The following is a 17,132-nucleotide window of genomic DNA, read 5'->3' as shown; positions in this document are numbered from 1 at the left end:
GTCACTCCGTGTCCGGGTCGGTCAGCCGCCAGGCGGCGCTGACCAGGCCGATGTGCGACAGCGCCTGCGGGGTGTTGCCGAGCTGCGCGCCGGTACGCGGGTCGATCTGCTCGCTGAACAGGCCCACGTCGTTGGCGTGCCCGAGCAGCCGCTCGAAGAGCGCCGCGGCCCGTCCCCGCTCGCCGGCCATCGCCAGGCACTCCACCAGCCAGTACGAGCAGAGCAGGAAGCCCGCCGGGTCGGTGTCCCAGCGACGGACGAGACCGTTCCCGGCGCCCAGCTCACGCTCGATCGCGCCGACGGTGGCGCGCATCCTCGGGTCGGTCGCCGGCAGGAACCCCACCAGCGGCAGCAGCAGCACGGAGGCGTCCAGCCCGGCCGAGCCGAACGCGCCGCAGAACGCGCCGATCCGCTCGTTCCAGCCCTCGCGCAGCACGGCGGCCCGGATCTCGTCGCGGATCGCCGCCCAGCGCCGGGGGTCGGCCCGGTCACCCAGCCGCGGCGCGAGCGTGACGGCCCGGTCCAGCGCCACCCAGCAGAGCACCTTCGACGTGAGGTAGTGGCGATCGTCGTCCCGGGTCTCCCAGATGCCCCGGTCGGGCAGGTGCCAGGTGGCGGCCACCTGCTCGGTCAGGCCGAGCACCATCTCGCGCAGTTCCGGGTCGAACACCTCGCCCAGGTAGTCCCGCAGCCGCCAGACCGCCGAGAGCACCTCGCCCGGCACGTCGAGCTGGCGCTGCCGCCAGGCGTCGTTGCCGATCCGCACCGGGCGGCTGCCGCCGTAGCCGCGCAGGTGGGCGCGCTCGTGTTCGGAGACGTCCCGCTCCCCCTCCAGGCCGAAGAGCACCGGCACGGGGTCGGGGCCGACCCGGCCGATCGAGCGGGCCGTCCAGGCGAAGAGCCGGGACGCCTCGGACGGGCAGGCGGCCACCCAGAGGGCGCGCAGGGTCATGGCGAAGTCGCGCAGCCACGAGTAGCGGTAGTCGTAGTTGCGGTCGCCGCCGAGGCGTTCCGGCAACGACGTGGTCAGGGCCGCGGCCACCGCGCCGCTGCGCGCGTACGTGAGGCCGGTGAGCACAGTCGCGCTGTGCCGGACCTGCTCCGGGTAGCGGCCGTCGTAGTGGTGCGTCTCGCGGTACGCCTGCCAGGCCCGCACCGTCTCGTCGAGCGCGGCCACCGGATCGAGGCGCACCGGTGGCGTCCCGTACGCCTGCCCGTACGCCACGTCGAAGCCCAGCACCTGCCCCGCGGAGACCTCGAACTCCTGCCGGACGCGGTCCCGCTCGACGTGCGGCGCCGCCCCGCCCGTGTGCAGGTTCAGCACCACCGGGCCGGCCGCTGCCAGCACCCCGCCGTCGGGCTGCTCGTGCAGGTACGGGGTGAGCAGGCCGTACTCCGGGCGGGGGCGGAAGTCGAGCGACATCCGCACCCGCCCGGTCAGTCCCTCCACGACCCGCAGCAGCACGGCCGGGGAGTTCATCCCCAGTTGGTGGCCACGGGCGCCGGACTCGGCGGCGAGCGCGTCGGTGACCGCGACGCTTCCCTCGGGCGTGTGGTGCACGGTGCGCAGCACCAGCGTGTCGGGCACGTAGTCCCGTTCCACCCGGTGCCCGGGCAGCCCGGCGGCGGCCGGCGCCAGCCGCCAGTGCCCGGCGTCCGGGTCGAGCAGGCGGCCGAAGACCGACGCCGAGTCGAACCGGTCGGGGCACCACCAGTCGACCGAGCCGTCCCGACCGACCAGCGCGCCCGAACGGCAGTCGGAGAGGAACCCGTAGTCGGAGATCGCCAGCTGGTCCACCCGCCGCGGGTACCCCGTTCGGGCCGCCTCAGGCGGCAGCGGGCGCGCGGTCAGGAGGTGGGCGGCTCGTCCTCGCCGGCGGCCTCCGCGGCGTCGGCCTCCTCCTTGGTGCGGTGCACCGCCTGGTCGGCGTGCTCGGGCGGCCCGTAGACGGTGTAGAGCACCAGCGGGTTGGGGCCGGTGTTGACGAAGTTGTGCTTGGTGCCGGCCGGCACGACCACCAGGTCGCCCTGCACGACCTCGCGCTTCTCGCCCGCCACCCGGGCCTCGCCCGTACCGCTGACGAAGGTCAGGATCTGGTCGATGCCCTCGTGGACCTCCTCACCGATCTCGCCACCCGGCGGAATGGTCATGATCACCAGCTGGGTGTGCTCACCGGTCCACAGCACCCGCCGGAAGTCCGGGCTCTTCTCTGCGACGGTCGCGATCGTGAAATGCTCCATGCCGACGCACATACCCGCTGTGGCCCGCCGCCACGCCGGGTCTCGCAGATGGTGGAATTCGCCACTCGTCGAGGGTTTCGATCCCGCCGGGACGGGGATCGAGGAAGCAGCCGGCGCACGGTGGCCGGTCGAGCCAGGTCCCCGCCGGCGTACCGCCGTACGGCTGCGATGGTGGGAGACGGCCAGAGCGCGGCGACGTTCCGATCCCCGGATCCGAACGGCGCCGCGCGCTCGTGTCCGTCCCCGCCGCCCGACGGATCCCGGTGCGTCCGGCCAGCACCGGGTCGCGGCTCGGGCCAGCGCCGCGTCGGGGCGCGTCAGGCCAGCACCGCGTCGGGGCGCGTCAGGCCAGCACCGCTAGGTGGAACGGGCGGTCGGCCGGGCGGCCGTCGTTGGCGAAGGTGGAGACGAAGACGGCGTTCGGAATGCCGGTCCGCCCGGCGACCGCGATCTTCCCGCTGGGCGCGACACCCGAACTGCCGGGCAGGCCGACGGTGCCGACGTAGCCGGCGGCCGTGACGTCCTGGTCGAACACCACCTGGTACATCCCGGTCGCCAGCCGGCTGGCGGTGGCCACGCCCAGCCCGCGCGCCAGGCCGCCGGTGGCGTGCACCACCGCGAAGAGGACCCGCGCGGTCGCGGGGAGGCCGACGGTGGCGCAGGTGGTGGTCTCCGCGTCGGCCCGGGCCGCGTCGCCGTCCCGGTGCAGAGGCTGCGCCGCCGGCGTACGCCGGAATCTGAAGCTGGACATCTCGGTCCTCCCTCGTGCCCCCCGGACCGGAGCGGCGATGAGGCAGTTGTGGTGGCTGAGGGGGATCAGCGCCGATCGGCACCCTTTGTGGTCGAACGTATGCCCGAGCGGCGGCCGGAAACCACCTAGGCCGGGTGTCCGATCACGGACAGTCGACACCCACCACACCCCGCCTGACCTGCGCCGGAGCGCTCAGTCGTCGGCGACCGACACCGGCTCCGGACCCACGCAGCGCACCTTCAGCTCGACCTCGCCCGACGGGCCGACGAAGGTGACCTCCACGTCGTCGTCCGGCCCCGGCTCCGCGTCGGAGACCCGGTAGCCCGGCGCGGGTGTCCAGGAGACCAGCCGCACCCCGCCCGGCCCGCACTCGGCCACCGCGCTGCCACCCGCCGTGGCGAAGGCCCGACGCGCTCCCGCCGGGGACGAGCCGCCCGCCGCCGGCGTCGACGGCCCGCCGCTCCCGGTGGCCGTCGGTGACGGCCCGCCGGTCTGCGGGGCGGTGGGCCCCGGGGCGGCCAGGGCCCGCTCGACCTCCTCCTGGCTCAGCACCCCGCCCGGGGTGCCGGCGATGCTCTCCCCCACCAGTCGGATCGCGGCCACCCCGATCAGGGTGGCGACGGCGGCGGTGGCCAGCCACCCGGCGACGGCGAGGAACGAACGGCGACGCATCCCCCGAGTCTCCCCGACGCGAGGTTGCGCCGAGCCCTGGACGGGGCTAAGTGACGGTTAAGGTCGGCCGTCCGCGGCGCGGCGGCGGCTAGCCTGCCACTGTGGCCCGCCTGCTGCTCATCGAGGACGACCTGACGATCCGTACGCCGCTGCTGCGGGCACTGCGCGAACGGGGGCACGCGGTGGCCGCCGCCTCGACCGCGATGACCGGCCTGCGCGACGCGCTCGACGACCGGCCCGACCTGGTGGTGCTGGACCTGGGCCTGCCCGATCTGGACGGCCGGGAACTCCTGCGGATGCTCCGCGCGGTCAGCGCCGTGCCCGTCATCGTCGCCACCGCCCGCGACGACGAGACCGAGATCGTCCGGGTGCTCGACGCCGGGGCGGACGACTACGTGGTCAAGCCGTTCACCGCCGCGCAGCTCGACGCGCGGATCCGGGCGGTGCTGCGGCGCGGGACGGCCGCCGCGCCGGACGGGGACCCGGCGCTGGTGGTGGGCGGGCTGCGGGTCGATCCACGATCCCGCCAGGTCACCCTGGACGGTGCGCCCGTCGAGCTGACCCCGCGCGAGTTCGACCTGCTGCACCACCTCGCGGGGCGCCCCGGACAGGTGGTCACCAAACGGGAGCTGCTCGCCGAGGTGTGGCGGGTCCCGTACGGCGGCGCCGACAAGACCGTGGACGTGCACCTGTCCTGGCTGCGGCGCAAGCTCGGGGAGAACGCGCAGGCGCCCCGCTACCTGCACACCGTGCGGGGCGTCGGGGTCCGGCTCGAGGCGCCGGGGAGCGCCGGATGAGGGCCCGGCTGACCCTGCTGGCCGCCGCGGTCAGCGTGCTGACCCTGGTCGCCTTCCTGGTGCCGCTGGCGCTGCTGGTGCGTACCGTCGCGGCGGACCGGGCCACCGTACGGGCCACGGCGGACGCGCAGAGCCTCGTGACCGTCGTCGGTACCGCCGACGTCGCGACGATCCGGCTGACCGTCGAGCAGTTGGCCACGGAGTCCGAGCGGCCGCTCACGGTGTTCCTGCCCGACGGCACGGTGCTCGGCGCCCCGGCCCCGCGGACGGCCGCGGTGGCGCTGGCGGAGCGCGGGCAGAGCCTCACCGCCGAGTCCGGGCGGGGGCGGGAGGTGGTGATCGCCGTGCAGGGGCGCCCGGACGGCACCGGCGTCATCCGGACCGAGGTACCGCCCGCCGAGCTGACCGCCGGGGTGACCCGGTCCTGGCTGGCCCTGGCCCTGCTCGGCGTACTGCTGGTGCTGATCGGGCTGGCCGTCGCCGACCGGCTGGCCCGTACCCTGGTCCGGCCGATCGGCGAGCTCTCCGCGGTGTCGCACCGGCTGGCGAACGCGGAACTGGACGCGCGCGTCACGCCCGCCGGGCCACCCGAGCTGCGTGAGGTGGCCGGCGCCCTCAACCACCTCGCCGGCCGGATCCAGGTGCTGCTGGTGCAGGAGCGCGAGGAGGTCGCCGACCTGTCGCACCGCCTGCGTACCCCGCTGACGGCGCTGCGCCTGGAGGCCGAGTCGCTGCGCGACCCGGAGGACGCGGCCCGGGTGACCGCGGCCGTGGACGGGCTGGAGCGGGCGGTCACCGGCCTGATCCGGCAGGCCCGGTGGCGGGTGCCGACGGCCGGGGCGGCCAGCGCCGACGCGGCGGCGGTCGTGGCCGAGCGGGTGGCGTTCTGGTCGGTGCTGGCCGAGGACACCGGGCGGGTCGTGACGCTCGACCTGGCGCCGGGACCGCTGCCGGTGGGTGTGCCCGCCGACGAGTTGGCGGCGGCGGTGGACGCCCTGCTCGGCAACGTCTTCGCGCACACGCCGGACGGCACCGCGTTCGCCGTCCGCCTGGTGGCGGAGGCGGACCGGGTGGCGCTCACCGTGGCGGACGAGGGGCCCGGCATGCCGCCGGGCACCATCGACCGGGGCGCGAGCACCGCCGGCTCGACCGGCCTTGGCCTGGACATCACCCGCCGCGCCGCGCAGGCGAGCGGCGGCCGGCTCGTCCTGCGCGCCGCGCCCTCCGGAGGTGCGGAGGTACGCCTCGAACTCGGCCCGCCCCGGTCCTGATCCCCGTCCCCTCCCCGCCCCGGCGAGGCGCTCCCGCGACGGCCGGTCCTCCCCCTGCCCGCCCCGGCGAGGCGCTCGCGCGCGACAGCCCGGCCCTTCCCCCGGCGCACCCCGGCGGGGCTTAACCCGGCCTTAGCGTTCGGGCAGCGTGGCGCTATCGGGGCGGGGGTGATCCTGGGAACCAGCAACCGAGGAAGGGTGAACGACATGAAGCGCAAGTCCCTGATGCTGGCGTCGCTCGGAGGCGCGGCCGTGCTCGCCGTGACCGGGGCGGGCTTCGGCGTCGCGGCGGCCGACAACGGCGCGGCCCGGGCCACCACCCTGGCCGCCGCCACCACCGCCCCGACCGCCCCGGGCACCCCGGGTGGCACCGGGAGCGGCGCCCCAACGACGAGCGGCGCGCCAACCACCGGCACTCCGGCGGCGCCCGGCAGCCCGTCGGGCGGCAGCGCTCCGGCCACCGGCGACGACGCCGTCAGCGAGCAGCGGGCCCGCGAGATCGCGCTGGCCCGGGCCGGTGGCGGCGAGGTCGTCGAGGTCGAGCGCGAGGACGAGGACGGCAGGGCCGTGTGGAGCGTCGAGATCGTGGCCGGGCAGACCGAGCACGAGATCGACGTCGACCGGGGCGACGGCAGCGTGGTCAAGGCCGAGCAGGAGCCGGTCGACGACGACGATGACGACCGCGACGACGATGACGATGACGACGACTGATCTGCCGCTGGTGCCGCCGCCGTCCCGCCACGCGGGGCGGCGGCGTCGCCGTTTCCGGTCGCCCGCCGGGGCAGGACGGGCCGATCGACCCTGTGACTGGCACCGATGCCTGGCTACATTGGGGTATGGTGCCCGCCCACCGGGGCGGGGCGGCGGAACCGGTCTACCGCCCCATCCTCGCCAACCGGCGGGGTGAGCTGGAGGCGCTCGGTCATCTCGACGACGTCGTCGTACCCCTGCTCGCCCCGGTCCTCCGGGTGTCCATCGTGGACCAGTTCACGCTCGACGTGCTTCGTAGGCTGCCCGAGGGGCTGCGCACCGCCGTCGACGTCACCGGCCTGCCCGACGCCCCCGAGACCGAGCTGGTCCGCTGGGGCGTACCGCTGGTGCCGGTGATCGGGCTCGCGGACAGTGACCGGCGCCTGATGGCGCACGGTGCGGCGGCCCGGGCCCACACCCGGGGGGCGGTCGTCCGGCTGCGGGTCGGCCACGACCGGGCCGGCCCCGACGCGGCCACGGCGGCGGCCGAGCGGGTCTGGCGGTTCACCGGTCTGGTGGCCGAGCAGTGCGACCTGCTCCTCGACGCGGGCGACGTGTGCTGCCGGGCCGACGTGCGGGTGGCCGAGCCCCGGATCCGGCGGCTGCTGGAGTGGGCCCGCCGGCACGCCTGGCGCTCGGTGAGCGTGGCGGCGGGCGGGATGCCCCCGGCGTTGTCCGCCCTGCCCACCGACGAGCCGGTACGCCTCGACCGCTGGGACTGGCAGCTCTGGCAGCGGCTGGCCGAGCCCGGCGTCGGCTACGGCGACTACGGTGTCGGCTCCGCCGTGCCCGGCGCGGACCAGGCGGGCGACCGGCTGCCCACGGTCCGCTACACCACCGACGGCGCCTGGTGGGTGTACCGCTGGTCGCGGCGGGGTGGCCGCGGCGACGACCGGTTCGCGGACCTGTGCCGCACCGTGGTCTCGGCGCCGCACTGGCCGGCGGCCGGGGCGGGCTTCTCCTGGGGCGACCACGAGATCCTCCGGCGTGCCCGCCGGGGCGCCGGCGCCGGATCCGCCAGCAACTGGGCGGCGTGGAGCACCTCGCACCACCTCGCGCACGTGCTGGCCACGCTGCCACACCCGGGGCGGGAGTCCCGTCCGGGGCCGTGGCGATCCGATCAGGCGCCCCCGGAGCGGGGCCGTCCCGCCCGGCCGCACCGCGGCGGGGAGAGCCGCCGGGCCGGTTGAGCACCGGGCCGGCGGCCCCCGGCCGAGCGGCGGCGCACCGCCGTCACTGCTTCTCGCGTCACTGCTTCTCGGTGAACCCGAACTGGATGACGCCCTCGTCGTCGACGCTGGCGTCCACCGAGGCGTCGCCGAGCAGCTCGGCGGCGTCGGAGTCCAGGAAGATGCGCGCGCCCTGGTTGTCGACCACGTGGTCGCCCTCGACCGGTTCGGCGACCAGCTCGACGGTGAGTGAGCCAGCGTCGGTGTCGGCGGCGATCCGCACCCCGCCGTCCTCGGCGACGTCCTGCTGGTTGGCGAGGTCCCGGATGACCAGCACGGCGTTGTCGGTCATGGTGAGCATGGCGGAACTCCTCGTGGATTCTCGGATTCGCGGTGCGGGACCGGGCATCGGCCCGCGGACGAGCACACGTGGGAGGCGATGGGAAGGGCGACACGCACATCGCCGTCGCGCCTCGGGGCGATTCAGGGCCCCTCCACGGCCTACGGTGCCCCCTGCCGGGGGATCCGTCAAATAGAGCGGATTCAGTGCGCCGCAGGGGCGCCGCCTGGAAGCCGACCCGTCCGCGCCGCACGGACCGGCCCGTCAGACCGGCCGGTCCGTGGGGTGTGACCAGGTCGGGAACGGGTAATCCGGTCCGGCACGCCACGCCCGGCGGAAGATTTCTTTCCATCGACGGTCTTTTCTGGCAGATACCTGCATGGCAGCATCACCCCATGCATCGTCGTCTCTTCCCCCGGACGCTCGCGCTGGTGGCCCTGGTCGCCGCCGCGGCCACGGCGGGCGCGCCCACCGCCACCGCCGAGTCCCCCACCCCCGCGGCGATCCGCCTCAACGGCACCATCGACGCGATCCTCGCCGACAGCCGGCTGGCCGGGGCGCAGGCCGCCGTGGTGGTCAAGGACGCGACCACCGGGGAGACGGTCTACCACCGCAACGGCGACCGCCGGCTGATACCCGCCTCCAACACCAAGCTGCTGACCTCGGCGGCGGCGCTGGAACTGCTCGGGCCGGGCCACCGCTTCAGCACCGAGGTACGCACCAGCGGCGCCCGCCGCGCCGGCCTGGTGTCCGGCAACCTCTACCTGCGCGGCGGCGGCGACCCGACCATGCTGGCCGCCGACTACGACGCCCTGGCCGCGCAGGTCGCCGCCTCGGGCGTCCGGGTGGTCACCGGCAACCTGGTGGCCGACGACACCCGCTACGACAGCACCCGCCTCGGCCCGGACTGGACCTGGGACGACGAGCCGTACTACTACGCCGCACAGGTCTCCGCCCTGACGGTGGCGCCGGACACCGACTACGACGCGGGCACCGTCATCGTCCACGCCGCCCCCGGCGGGACCGCCGGTGCACGACCGGTCGTCACCACCACCCCGGCCACCCGGTACCTGAAGATCGACAACCAGGCCCAGACCGTCGCCGACGGGGAGACGTCGATCTCGTTCGAGCGGGCGCACGGCAGCAACACGGTCGTGGTCACCGGGCAGATCGCGCTCGGCGCCGGGCCGGCGAAGGACTGGGTCAGCGTCTGGGAGCCCACGGGCTACGCCGCCGACGTCTTCCGGGCGGCGCTGGGCCGGCACGGCGTACGGGTGCTCGGCAGGACGGTGCTCGGCCAGCCCACCCCGGAGGGTGCGGCGGAGGTGGGCCGGCACCGCTCGATGCCCCTGGCCGAGCTGATGGTGCCGTTCCTCAAGCTGTCCAACAACGGGCACGCCGAGGTGCTGACCAAGGAGATCGGCCGCGTCCTCACCGGCGCCGGCACCTGGTCGGCCGGGCTGACGGCGATCAGCGAGTACGTCGCCGACGCCGGGATGGACACCGGCACGCTGCGCCAGCGGGACGGCTCCGGGCTCTCCCGGCGCAACCTGATCCCCGCCGACGAGTTCGTGGACCTGCTCACCGCCGTCCGCGCGGAGCCCTGGTTCGACACCTGGTACGCGGCCCTGCCCGTGGCCGGCGAGGCGGAGCGGTTCGTCGGCGGCACCCTGCGCAGCCGGATGCGGGGCACCCCGGCCGCCGGCAACGTGCACGCCAAGACCGGCAGCCTGACCGGTGTCTCCGGCCTCTCCGGCTACGTCACCGACGCCGACGGGCGGGTGTTGGCGTTCTCGATCCTGCTCAACAACTACCTGGCCTCCTCCGTGAAGACGCTGGAGGACCAGATAGCGATCGCCCTGGCCTCGTACACCGAGAAGGGCGTGACCGGCGCGCGGATCGCGCCCCCGGCGGCGCCCGACGCCCCCCGGGTCCCCGAGGGGCTGGAGTGCGCCTGGGTGAAGCCGAACGCCTGCTGACGGGCCGGCGGGGCCCGGTGCGGGGGCCCCGCCGGCGCTAGGCGCCGGGACGGTGCGGAAGCTCGGCCGCCGGGTCGCCGCGTTCGATGAGCGCGGCGATCTCGGCGGGACGCAGCCCGCGTTGCGCCAGCACCCGGGTGCCCCAGCGGTGCAGCCGGCACGGGTGCGGGCTGGCGTCGTTGCGGCAGACCGTCCCGCCGGACCAGAGCCGGGGTGCGTGCACCACGACCGCCCGTACGGCGAACTGGGCGTCCTCCACGGTCACGTACGGCGGCAGCGGGATCTCCCGGAGCACCTCCCCGGCGCCCCGGGAGGCCCTCGGACGGACGGTGCGGGTGGTGGTGCTGCTCATCGGTGACGCCTCCACACAGGATGGTCGGACGTGGACAGCAGAAAGCTACGACAGGCGCGACGCGGCGCGACGGACAAACTGTCCCGAGGCGTGGACGCAGCCCCGCCCGCCGTCGCCCGCGCGGCGCAGCGCCGTCGGGGCGGAGCCGCCGCTCAGCCGGCCGCCTGAGCCCGCAGCCGGGCGGCCGTCCGGCTGGCGTCGTAGTCGGGGGCCACGCCGTCGACGATCAGCGCCGCGCCCGGGATGTGCCGGGTGCGCAACGGCAGGATCTCCTGGTACGCCGGCGAGTCGTACCAGGCCCGGGCCCGGTCCGCGTCGGGGAACTCGATGATGACCACCGTGCCCGGCCACTCCCCCTCCCTGACCTCCACCGCGCCACCGTGCACCCGGAACCGGCCGCCGAACGGGTCCAGCGTGGCCTGGATCCGCTCGATGTAGGTGAGGATGTCCTCGTTGATCGGAACGTCGTGCAGATGGGCGAGTGCGAACGCGGGCATGGTGCCTCCCCGGGAGCCGGTCCGCCCGGTCGGACCACCGGGCGGTACGCCGAGTCTCGTGCCAATCCCCGCCCGGCGTCCATCACCCCTGAGGTAAGTCAGTCAGCGCAGGGCGACCGCCTGGAGCCCGACGTTGCCGCAGTCGTCGCTGAAGGCCTGTTCCACCGTCCAGGTCAGCACGAGCCGGCTGCCCTTCGGCGCCTGGAACCGGATGGTGAACTCGGTGGACCGGCTGGTGTGCCGGTCCTCGATCCGCAAGGTCCGGCTCGGGCCGTCGACGGAGAGGCGGGCGTCGAGCCGCCCCCGGGCCATCCACACCCCGGCATACACGCGCACGGTGCGCGCCCGGCCGTCGGCGCTCACCGCCAGCGTGAAGCCGCTGCCGGTGCCGCACCGGTAGACCCCGTGCGGCGAGCCACTCGCCGACGCCACCGGGCTGCCGTCGCGCCAGCTGAAGCTCTCCTGGTTGTCGTCCCAGCCGCCCCGCCGGCCGGTGCCGCCCTCGTCGCGGATCTCGCCGGAGCCGCCGCGCTTGCGGACCGTCGAGTCCGCGCCTCGCAGGCCCCAGTGGATCCAGTCGCGGCTGCCCACCGAGGTCAGGTCCACGTCGGCCGGCACCTCGGCCGTGCTGACGGCGAGCACCGCCGGCACCACGGGCGCCGCCGGGGTGGGCGTCGGCGGCGCCGGGGACGGGGACGGGGACGGGCTTGGCGGACGCTGCCGGGGCCGCAGCCCGGGCGAGACCAGGCCGGCGTCGAAGTCGCGCCCCTCCAACCCCGGTACGCCGCTCGGGCGGCCGGCACCCGCCGGCAGGCCGCCGTCGGTCTCCCCGCCCGGGTCGGGATCGCCGGTGGTCAGGTACGACACGAGGGCGATCAGGCAGGCGAGCGCGGCGATCCCCTCGACGGCCCACCGGCGGCGTCGCCGCGCCCGGGCCAGCCGCCGCAGGTCGGTGCGGCTGCGTCCGGGCGCCGCAGTCAGCGGGTGGTGGGTCGCAGGCGGGTCGCCGTGCCGCCACGGCCGGATGCGCTGTCGGCTGAGGTCTTCCTCCGCCACCGCCCCTCCACTCCCCGCCGGCCCCGGCCGGACGCGAACGTCCGCTGTGGGCGGTCCCGGTCGGCACCGCCTCGTCCGTCGCGCCGGACGGACGGGCGTGTCCAGTTCGTCACCGGACCGTAGCGGACATCGACCAGGAACGTGGTCTCGGGTCCTGCGGCGCCCCGGACGCAGTCCGCCGACGGCCTGTCCAGTGGCCTAGCGGCCCAGCGGGCCCGCTGATCAGCGGATCTCGAAGCCGAGCGCCTGCGCGATCGCCATAGCCTGCGTGGCGTCGACGATCGCCCCGGCCCGCTCCACCGCCGTCGGGTCGAGCGCGCTGAGATCGCTGCCGCGCAGGTCGGCCCCCGAAAGCCGGGAACGGTGCAGCTGCGCGCCGGAGAGATCCACACCGGTGACCGTCGCCCCGGTCAGGTTGGCCGCGGTCAGGTCAGCCTCGCGCATCCGCGCGTCGATGACGCGGACCCCGCGCAGGTCGGCGCCGGGCAGCCCCACGAACGACCAGTCGCCGCCGGTGACGGTCAGCGGTCGCAGGTCGCACTGGGCGAAGGTGCTGCCCACGAGCTTGCAGCCGGTGAACTCCGCCTCGAACAGGTTGCACCGCTGGAAGGTGCAGCGGGTGAAGGCCGAGTCGGTGTGCCGGGAGGAGTTGAAGCGCACGTTGCCGAAGGTGCAGCCGTCGAAGACCGCGCCCCGGCTCACCGCCTCGGTCAGGTCGACGTCGAGGAACGTGCAGCGGACGAAGTGCCGCTCCACCAGCTCCTCGCCGTACCAGTCCTCGTTGCGGAAGGTCTCGTCCTCGGTCAGCTCCGGCATCAGGCCAGGCTACCGAGGGGGACGGCCAGACCCCTTCCACCGTGGCCTACCGGCTAGTAGTTTCGGCGGCGTGAGTGTGGCACGCAGCATCGACCCGGACCAGATCGGCTTCGACCCGGCGCGGTTGGCGCGCATCGACGAGCACTTCGGCAGGTACGTCGACGACGGCCGCCTCGCCGGCTGGCAGGTGCTGGTCACCCGCCGTGGCGAGATCGCCCACTCGTCGACGTACGGGCTGCGCGACGTGGAGGCGGGCAGGCCCGTCGAGGCGGACACGCTGTGGCGCATCTACTCGATGACCAAGCCGGTCACCTCGGTCGCCGCGATGATCCTCTGGGAGGAGGGCCGCTTCGAGCTGACCGACGAGATCAGCCGGTGGCTGCCCGAGTTCGCCGACCTGCGCGTCTACTCCAAGGGCACGGCCCTCAAGCCGTACACGGTGCCGGCGGTCGAACCGATCCGGGTCTGGCACCTGCTCACCCACACCGCCGGCCTGACGTACGGCTTCATGCAGACCTCGGTGGTCGACACCATCTACCGGGCCTCCGGCTACGACCTTTACCCGCCCTCGGACGTCGACCTCGCCACGGCCTGCCAGGCGTTCGGCGAGCTGCCCCTGCTGTTCCAGCCCGGCACGGCGTGGGGCTACTCGGTCGCCACCGACGTGCTCGGCCGGCTCGTGGAGGTGGTCTCCGGGCAGAGCCTGGACGCCTTCTTCGCCGACCGGATCTTCCGCCCGCTGGGCATGACCGACACGCACTGGTGGGCCGAGGGCGACGCCGCCGACCGGCTCGGCGCCCTCTACGCGCCCGACCCGCGCACCGGCCGCGCGTTCCGCTTCGACAAGCTGGGCGCCCTGGCGTACGAGAAGCCGCTGCTGCTCTCCGGCGGCGGTGGCCTGATCTCCACCGCCGCCGACTACCACCGGTTCACCCAGATGCTGCTGCGCGGCGGCGAGCTGGACGGGACGCGCCTGCTGGGGCCGCGCACGGTGCGCTTCATGACCCGCAACCACCTGCCCGGCGGGCAGGACCTGGAGACCCTCTCGGCGGGCGGCTTCGCCGAGACCACCCTCGAGGGGATCGGTTTCGGGCTGGGCTTCGCCGTGGTCGACGACCCCGTGCCGAGCCGGGTGCCGAGCAGCCCCGGCGAGTACTACTGGGGCGGCGTGGCGAGCACGGCGTTCTGGGTCGACCCGGCCGAGGAGGTCACGGCCCTGTTCTTCACCCAGCTCATGCCGTCGAGCACCTACCCGATCCGGCCACAGCTGCGGCAGCTCGTCTACTCCGCCCTGGTCGACTGAGCCGACCGGCGGTGGCCGCACCGCGCCCACCGCCGCACCCGGTCGCCCCGGGATCACCGTTACGGCACCGGCCGGCCGGGGAGGTCAATAGCCTGGAGGCTGACCACGTCGGGCAGGACGGGAGGCGGTCGCGATGAGCAACATCGTCGTGTTCGGCGCGGGTGGCACCGCGGGGTCGCGGATCACCGCCGAGGCGGTCGGCCGGGGGCACCGGGTCACGGCGGCGGTGCGCCGCCCGGAGGCCACGTCGTACCTGCCGCCGGCCGTCACGGTCGTCACCGGGGACGCCACCAGCGAGCGGAGCGTACGCGAACTGGCGCCCGACACGGACGCCATGGTGGTGGCGATCGGCGGCGGCGAACACGACCTCTGGCTGGACGCGGCCCGCAACCTGGTCGGGGTGCTGCGTGGCATGCCGGCCGCGCCCCGGATCATCCACGTGGGCGGCGGCTCGACCCTGCTCACCCCGAAGGGCACCCGTTACCTCGACGAGCCGGACTTCCCCGAGGACTACCGCGACGCCGCACGGGGGCAGGCCGATGCCCTCGACTTCTACCGCTCCTCGGCCGACGGGGTGACCTGGACGTACGTCTCCCCGCCGCCGCTGGAGTTCCACCCGGGCGAGCGCACCGGGCACTACCGCACCGGCGGCGACGAGCCGGTGACCGACCACGAGGGCCGCTCGGTGCTCAGCTACGAGGACCTGGCGGTGGCGATCGTCGACGAGATCGAGCAGCCGCGGCACGAGAACACCCGTTTCACCGCCGCGTACTGATGCGGTGAGCCCCGGCACGCCGGCGTGCACCGGTACGGCTCGGGCCGGGGCGGGTCAGTCGGCGAGGCGGGCGGGGAAGCCGCCGGTGGCGATCGGGCCCCAGGCGTCGATGGTGACCCGGATCAGCGACTTGCCCTGACGGACCATCGCCGCCCGGTACTCGTCCCAGTCCGGGTGCTCACCGGAGATGCGGCGGAAGTACTCCACGAGCGGTTCCAGCGCCTCCGGCAGGTCCAGCACCTCGGCGGTGCCGTCGAGGTGCACCCACGGGCCGTTCCAGTCGTCGGAGAGCACGCACGCCGACACCCGTGGGTCACGGCGGACGTTGGCGACCTTGGCCCGCTCCGGATAGGTGGAGATCACCAACCGTCCCTCGCCGTCCACCCCGGCGGTCACCGGGGACGACTGCGGCCGGCCGTCGGCGCGGGTGGTCATCAGCACCACCCGGTGCCGCGGCCGGAGGAACTCGGTCAGCTCGGCCCGGTCGACCCGGGTGTTCGTCGCGATGCTGCGTGCCATCGTTCGTTCCTACCAGGGCGCCCGCCGCCCGGCGACCGCACCAGGCCGCACGGGGCCTCACCGGGGTCGCGGGGCGGTGCGGCGCGCGGCGGGCTGGGCGGGCACCCGGGGGCGGACCGAGGGCCGCCAGGCGCGGCCGTTGGCGTAGATGACCCGGAAGCCGAGGTACGAGGCGAGCGGCGCCCAGTGCGCGGAGCCCATCCGCAGCTCGGCGGCGTTGTGGCGCTGGCCGTTGGCCAGCACGTCGAGCAGGACGGTCTCGAAGGCGGCCGACTCGACCCAGTCCACCTCGCGGGTGTATCCGCAGATCAGTGCCGCCCCGGTGGCGTCGAGGAAGTCCCGCAGCACCGCGTCGGAGGCGCGCAGCACCGAGCAGCTGCCGAAATAGAGCCGGCGGCCGTCGCAGCGGCCGGCCATCAGTTCGGCGACGTCGGCGAGCGCCACCGATTCCCAGTCGGTCAGGCAGAGCCGGCTCGGTTCGCCGTGCATGGCGAAGAAGCCGACCCGGTGGTCGGCGTACTGCTTGAGCAGCCAGCGGTCCACGAAGTAGAACAGCTCGTCGCGGGTGGCCGCGTCCTTGTGGATGAAGCGGATCTTTCCGAGCCGTTCGAGCAGTTCCAGCGTGGGCAGGACGGAACCGCGCTCGTTGAGGTCGCGGTGCCACTGACCCTCGATGCAGAAGACACCGCCACGTGCCATGCCGCCCCTCCCCGGTCCCGCCGGGCGCTGACGTTACCGGGTCGGACCGGCGTAGGAACATCACCCTTAGTGTGCCGGGCTGCGGCTTTACGCATCATCCGCGCTTTCCCGGCGCCACTGCGCGCCATTGGGCGGTTCGCAATTCGCGTAATGCCCAGGGAACGCTCAGGAACGGTGAATCGTGAGGACAATTCTTGTTAATTGCCGCGAACCGCCCGTAGGCCTGCCAGGGTGGAAATCACGGGACGGGCAGACCGATGTCCCGGATGCCACCCCATTCACTCTCCTATCGGGAGGACTTCTGTGCGCGTTAACACCCTGAAACGGGCCGCTGTCGCATTCGCCCTGGCGTTGCCGGCAGCCGCTGTCGCCACGGTGGTCGCCGCGCCAGCGGCCCACGCCGACGGCTGCTACACGTGGAAGCGCAACCTCTACCAGGGGCGCTCCGGCGACGACGTCCGCCAGTTGCAGATCCGGGTCGCCGGTTGGGCCGGCAACCGGGACATCGTGGAGAACGACGGCCGTTACGGGCCGAAGACCGCCGCCGCGGTCAAGCGGTTCCAGTCCGCGTACGGGCTGCGCGTCGACGGCGTCGCCGGACCGCAGACGTACGCGAAGCTCTACGCCCTGCAGGACGACGACTGCACGCCCCGGCACTTCAGCTTCAGCGAGATGGACGACGGCTGCGGGCGTGGAGGCTGGACCGGCGGCCCGCTCTCCGCCGCGCAGACCCGGCAGAACGCGCTGCGCACGATGTGGAAGCTGGAGGCGTTGCGGCGCGGCCTCGGCGACAAGCCGTTGCACGTCAGCAGCGGCTTCCGCAGCCGCGCCTGCAACAACCAGGTCGGTGGGGCGTCGGACAGCCAGCACCTCTACGGCAACGCCGCCGACGTGGTGTCGGGCACCAGCTCGCTGTGCCAGATCGCCCGGGACGCGCGCAGCCGGGGCTTCAGCGGGATCTACGGTCCCGGCTACCCGGACCACGACGACCACGTGCACGTGGACTCGCGGCGCGAGAACGACCGGGACAACACCTCGAACACCACCAGCTGGTCCGCGCCGGACTGCGGCATCGGCGCCGGCAACGACTGAGCCGCCGGCAGGTCGAGCGGCGACGCCGGCCCGGACGGGGGTGGCAACCCCGC

19 protein-coding genes are annotated in these 17,132 nt (G+C 74.6%); 8 read left to right on the top strand and 11 right to left on the bottom strand.

Annotated elements, in window-relative coordinates:
- Position 1 precedes the first annotated feature (1 nt).
- From ACGFIR_RS06800 to ACGFIR_RS06785, 4 genes are all read right to left on the bottom strand, one after another.
- Complete coding sequence (locus tag ACGFIR_RS06800) at positions 2–1,798, bottom strand: glycoside hydrolase family 15 protein (protein WP_393143573.1); 1,797 nt, start codon at positions 1,796–1,798, stop codon at positions 2–4.
- A gap of 50 nt (positions 1,799–1,848) precedes the next feature.
- The gene (locus tag ACGFIR_RS06795; protein ID WP_089001794.1) at positions 1,849–2,241 is read right to left on the bottom strand and encodes a cupin domain-containing protein; all 393 of its coding nucleotides are present in this window, start codon (positions 2,239–2,241) and stop codon (positions 1,849–1,851) included.
- Positions 2,242–2,584: 343 nt separating this feature from the next.
- The gene (locus ACGFIR_RS06790; protein WP_392999623.1) at positions 2,585–2,992 is read right to left on the bottom strand and encodes a hypothetical protein; all 408 of its coding nucleotides are present in this window, start codon (positions 2,990–2,992) and stop codon (positions 2,585–2,587) included.
- Positions 2,993–3,184: 192 nt separating this feature from the next.
- On the bottom strand, positions 3,185–3,664 hold the full coding sequence (locus ACGFIR_RS06785) for a septum formation initiator (protein WP_392999625.1): 480 nt from the start codon (positions 3,662–3,664) through the stop codon (positions 3,185–3,187).
- A 101-nt stretch (positions 3,665–3,765) separates the two neighbouring features.
- Here ACGFIR_RS06785 and ACGFIR_RS06780 point away from each other — a divergent pair, with 101 nt between their 5' ends.
- The 4 genes from ACGFIR_RS06780 (at position 3,766) to ACGFIR_RS06765 (ending at position 7,672) form a co-directional block, all read left to right on the top strand.
- Positions 3,766–4,461, top strand: coding sequence for a response regulator transcription factor (locus ACGFIR_RS06780; RefSeq protein ID WP_392999627.1), 696 nt, complete (start codon positions 3,766–3,768; stop codon positions 4,459–4,461).
- Positions 4,458–5,732 carry an ATP-binding protein gene (locus ACGFIR_RS06775; protein WP_393143571.1) on the top strand — a complete coding sequence of 425 codons (1,275 nt, stop codon included), beginning with the start codon at positions 4,458–4,460 and terminating at the stop codon, positions 5,730–5,732. The genes ACGFIR_RS06780 and ACGFIR_RS06775 overlap by 4 nt, the downstream gene beginning before the upstream one ends.
- A gap of 207 nt (positions 5,733–5,939) precedes the next feature.
- Complete coding sequence (locus ACGFIR_RS06770) at positions 5,940–6,443, top strand: PepSY domain-containing protein (protein ID WP_393143569.1); 504 nt, start codon at positions 5,940–5,942, stop codon at positions 6,441–6,443.
- A gap of 125 nt (positions 6,444–6,568) precedes the next feature.
- Positions 6,569–7,672 carry a hypothetical protein gene (locus tag ACGFIR_RS06765; RefSeq protein ID WP_393143568.1) on the top strand — a complete coding sequence of 368 codons (1,104 nt, stop codon included), beginning with the start codon at positions 6,569–6,571 and terminating at the stop codon, positions 7,670–7,672.
- A 58-nt stretch (positions 7,673–7,730) separates the two neighbouring features.
- Here the strand turns inward: ACGFIR_RS06765 and ACGFIR_RS06760 are convergent, their stop codons facing one another.
- Complete coding sequence (locus tag ACGFIR_RS06760) at positions 7,731–8,012, bottom strand: adhesin (protein ID WP_392999634.1); 282 nt, start codon at positions 8,010–8,012, stop codon at positions 7,731–7,733.
- A 374-nt stretch (positions 8,013–8,386) separates the two neighbouring features.
- Here ACGFIR_RS06760 and dacB point away from each other — a divergent pair, with 374 nt between their 5' ends.
- The gene (gene dacB, locus ACGFIR_RS06755; RefSeq protein ID WP_393143566.1) at positions 8,387–9,970 is read left to right on the top strand and encodes a D-alanyl-D-alanine carboxypeptidase/D-alanyl-D-alanine-endopeptidase; all 1,584 of its coding nucleotides are present in this window, start codon (positions 8,387–8,389) and stop codon (positions 9,968–9,970) included.
- A 37-nt stretch (positions 9,971–10,007) separates the two neighbouring features.
- Here dacB and ACGFIR_RS06750 read toward each other — a convergent pair whose 3' ends face one another.
- The 4 genes from ACGFIR_RS06750 to ACGFIR_RS06735 all read right to left on the bottom strand — a co-directional run bounded on the left by ACGFIR_RS06750 (position 10,008) and on the right by ACGFIR_RS06735 (position 12,691).
- Positions 10,008–10,322 carry a hypothetical protein gene (locus tag ACGFIR_RS06750; protein WP_393143565.1) on the bottom strand — a complete coding sequence of 105 codons (315 nt, stop codon included), beginning with the start codon at positions 10,320–10,322 and terminating at the stop codon, positions 10,008–10,010.
- A 152-nt stretch (positions 10,323–10,474) separates the two neighbouring features.
- Positions 10,475–10,819 carry a DUF1330 domain-containing protein gene (locus ACGFIR_RS06745; RefSeq protein ID WP_393143563.1) on the bottom strand — a complete coding sequence of 115 codons (345 nt, stop codon included), beginning with the start codon at positions 10,817–10,819 and terminating at the stop codon, positions 10,475–10,477.
- Positions 10,820–10,921: 102 nt separating this feature from the next.
- Entirely contained in the window at positions 10,922–11,875 is a 954-nt protein-coding gene (locus ACGFIR_RS06740; RefSeq protein ID WP_393143561.1) for a hypothetical protein, read from the bottom strand.
- A gap of 222 nt (positions 11,876–12,097) precedes the next feature.
- Complete coding sequence (locus tag ACGFIR_RS06735; protein WP_393143559.1) at positions 12,098–12,691, bottom strand: pentapeptide repeat-containing protein; 594 nt, start codon at positions 12,689–12,691, stop codon at positions 12,098–12,100.
- A gap of 70 nt (positions 12,692–12,761) precedes the next feature.
- On the opposite strand from ACGFIR_RS06735, the gene ACGFIR_RS06730 reads away from it, so the two are divergent.
- Both ACGFIR_RS06730 and ACGFIR_RS06725 read left to right on the top strand, forming a co-directional pair.
- Entirely contained in the window at positions 12,762–13,994 is a 1,233-nt protein-coding gene (locus tag ACGFIR_RS06730) for a serine hydrolase domain-containing protein (RefSeq protein ID WP_393143557.1), read from the top strand.
- Positions 13,995–14,127: 133 nt separating this feature from the next.
- A complete protein-coding gene (locus ACGFIR_RS06725; protein WP_392999648.1) occupies positions 14,128–14,769 on the top strand; it encodes an NAD(P)-dependent oxidoreductase in 642 nt (213 codons plus the stop codon).
- Positions 14,770–14,823: 54 nt separating this feature from the next.
- On the opposite strand, the gene ACGFIR_RS06720 is transcribed toward ACGFIR_RS06725, so the two are convergent.
- Together ACGFIR_RS06720 and ACGFIR_RS06715 are read right to left on the bottom strand one after the other, a co-directional pair.
- The gene (locus ACGFIR_RS06720) at positions 14,824–15,288 is read right to left on the bottom strand and encodes a PPOX class F420-dependent oxidoreductase (protein WP_392999650.1); all 465 of its coding nucleotides are present in this window, start codon (positions 15,286–15,288) and stop codon (positions 14,824–14,826) included.
- Positions 15,289–15,345: 57 nt separating this feature from the next.
- On the bottom strand, positions 15,346–15,987 hold the full coding sequence (locus tag ACGFIR_RS06715; protein WP_392999652.1) for a DUF6642 family protein: 642 nt from the start codon (positions 15,985–15,987) through the stop codon (positions 15,346–15,348).
- 303 nt (positions 15,988–16,290) lie between these two features.
- Here ACGFIR_RS06715 and ACGFIR_RS06710 point away from each other — a divergent pair, with 303 nt between their 5' ends.
- Positions 16,291–17,079: a D-Ala-D-Ala carboxypeptidase family metallohydrolase gene (locus ACGFIR_RS06710; RefSeq protein WP_392999654.1), complete on the top strand. Its 789-nt coding sequence runs from the start codon at positions 16,291–16,293 to the stop codon at positions 17,077–17,079.
- Positions 17,080–17,132: the final 53 nt, after the last annotated feature.

Source organism: Micromonospora sp. NPDC049051, assembly GCF_043197575.1.
Lineage (GTDB): Bacteria > Actinomycetota > Actinomycetes > Mycobacteriales > Micromonosporaceae > Micromonospora.
The sequence above is the reverse complement of the archived record's forward strand: the minus strand, read 5'-3'. Positions and strand labels throughout refer to the sequence as shown.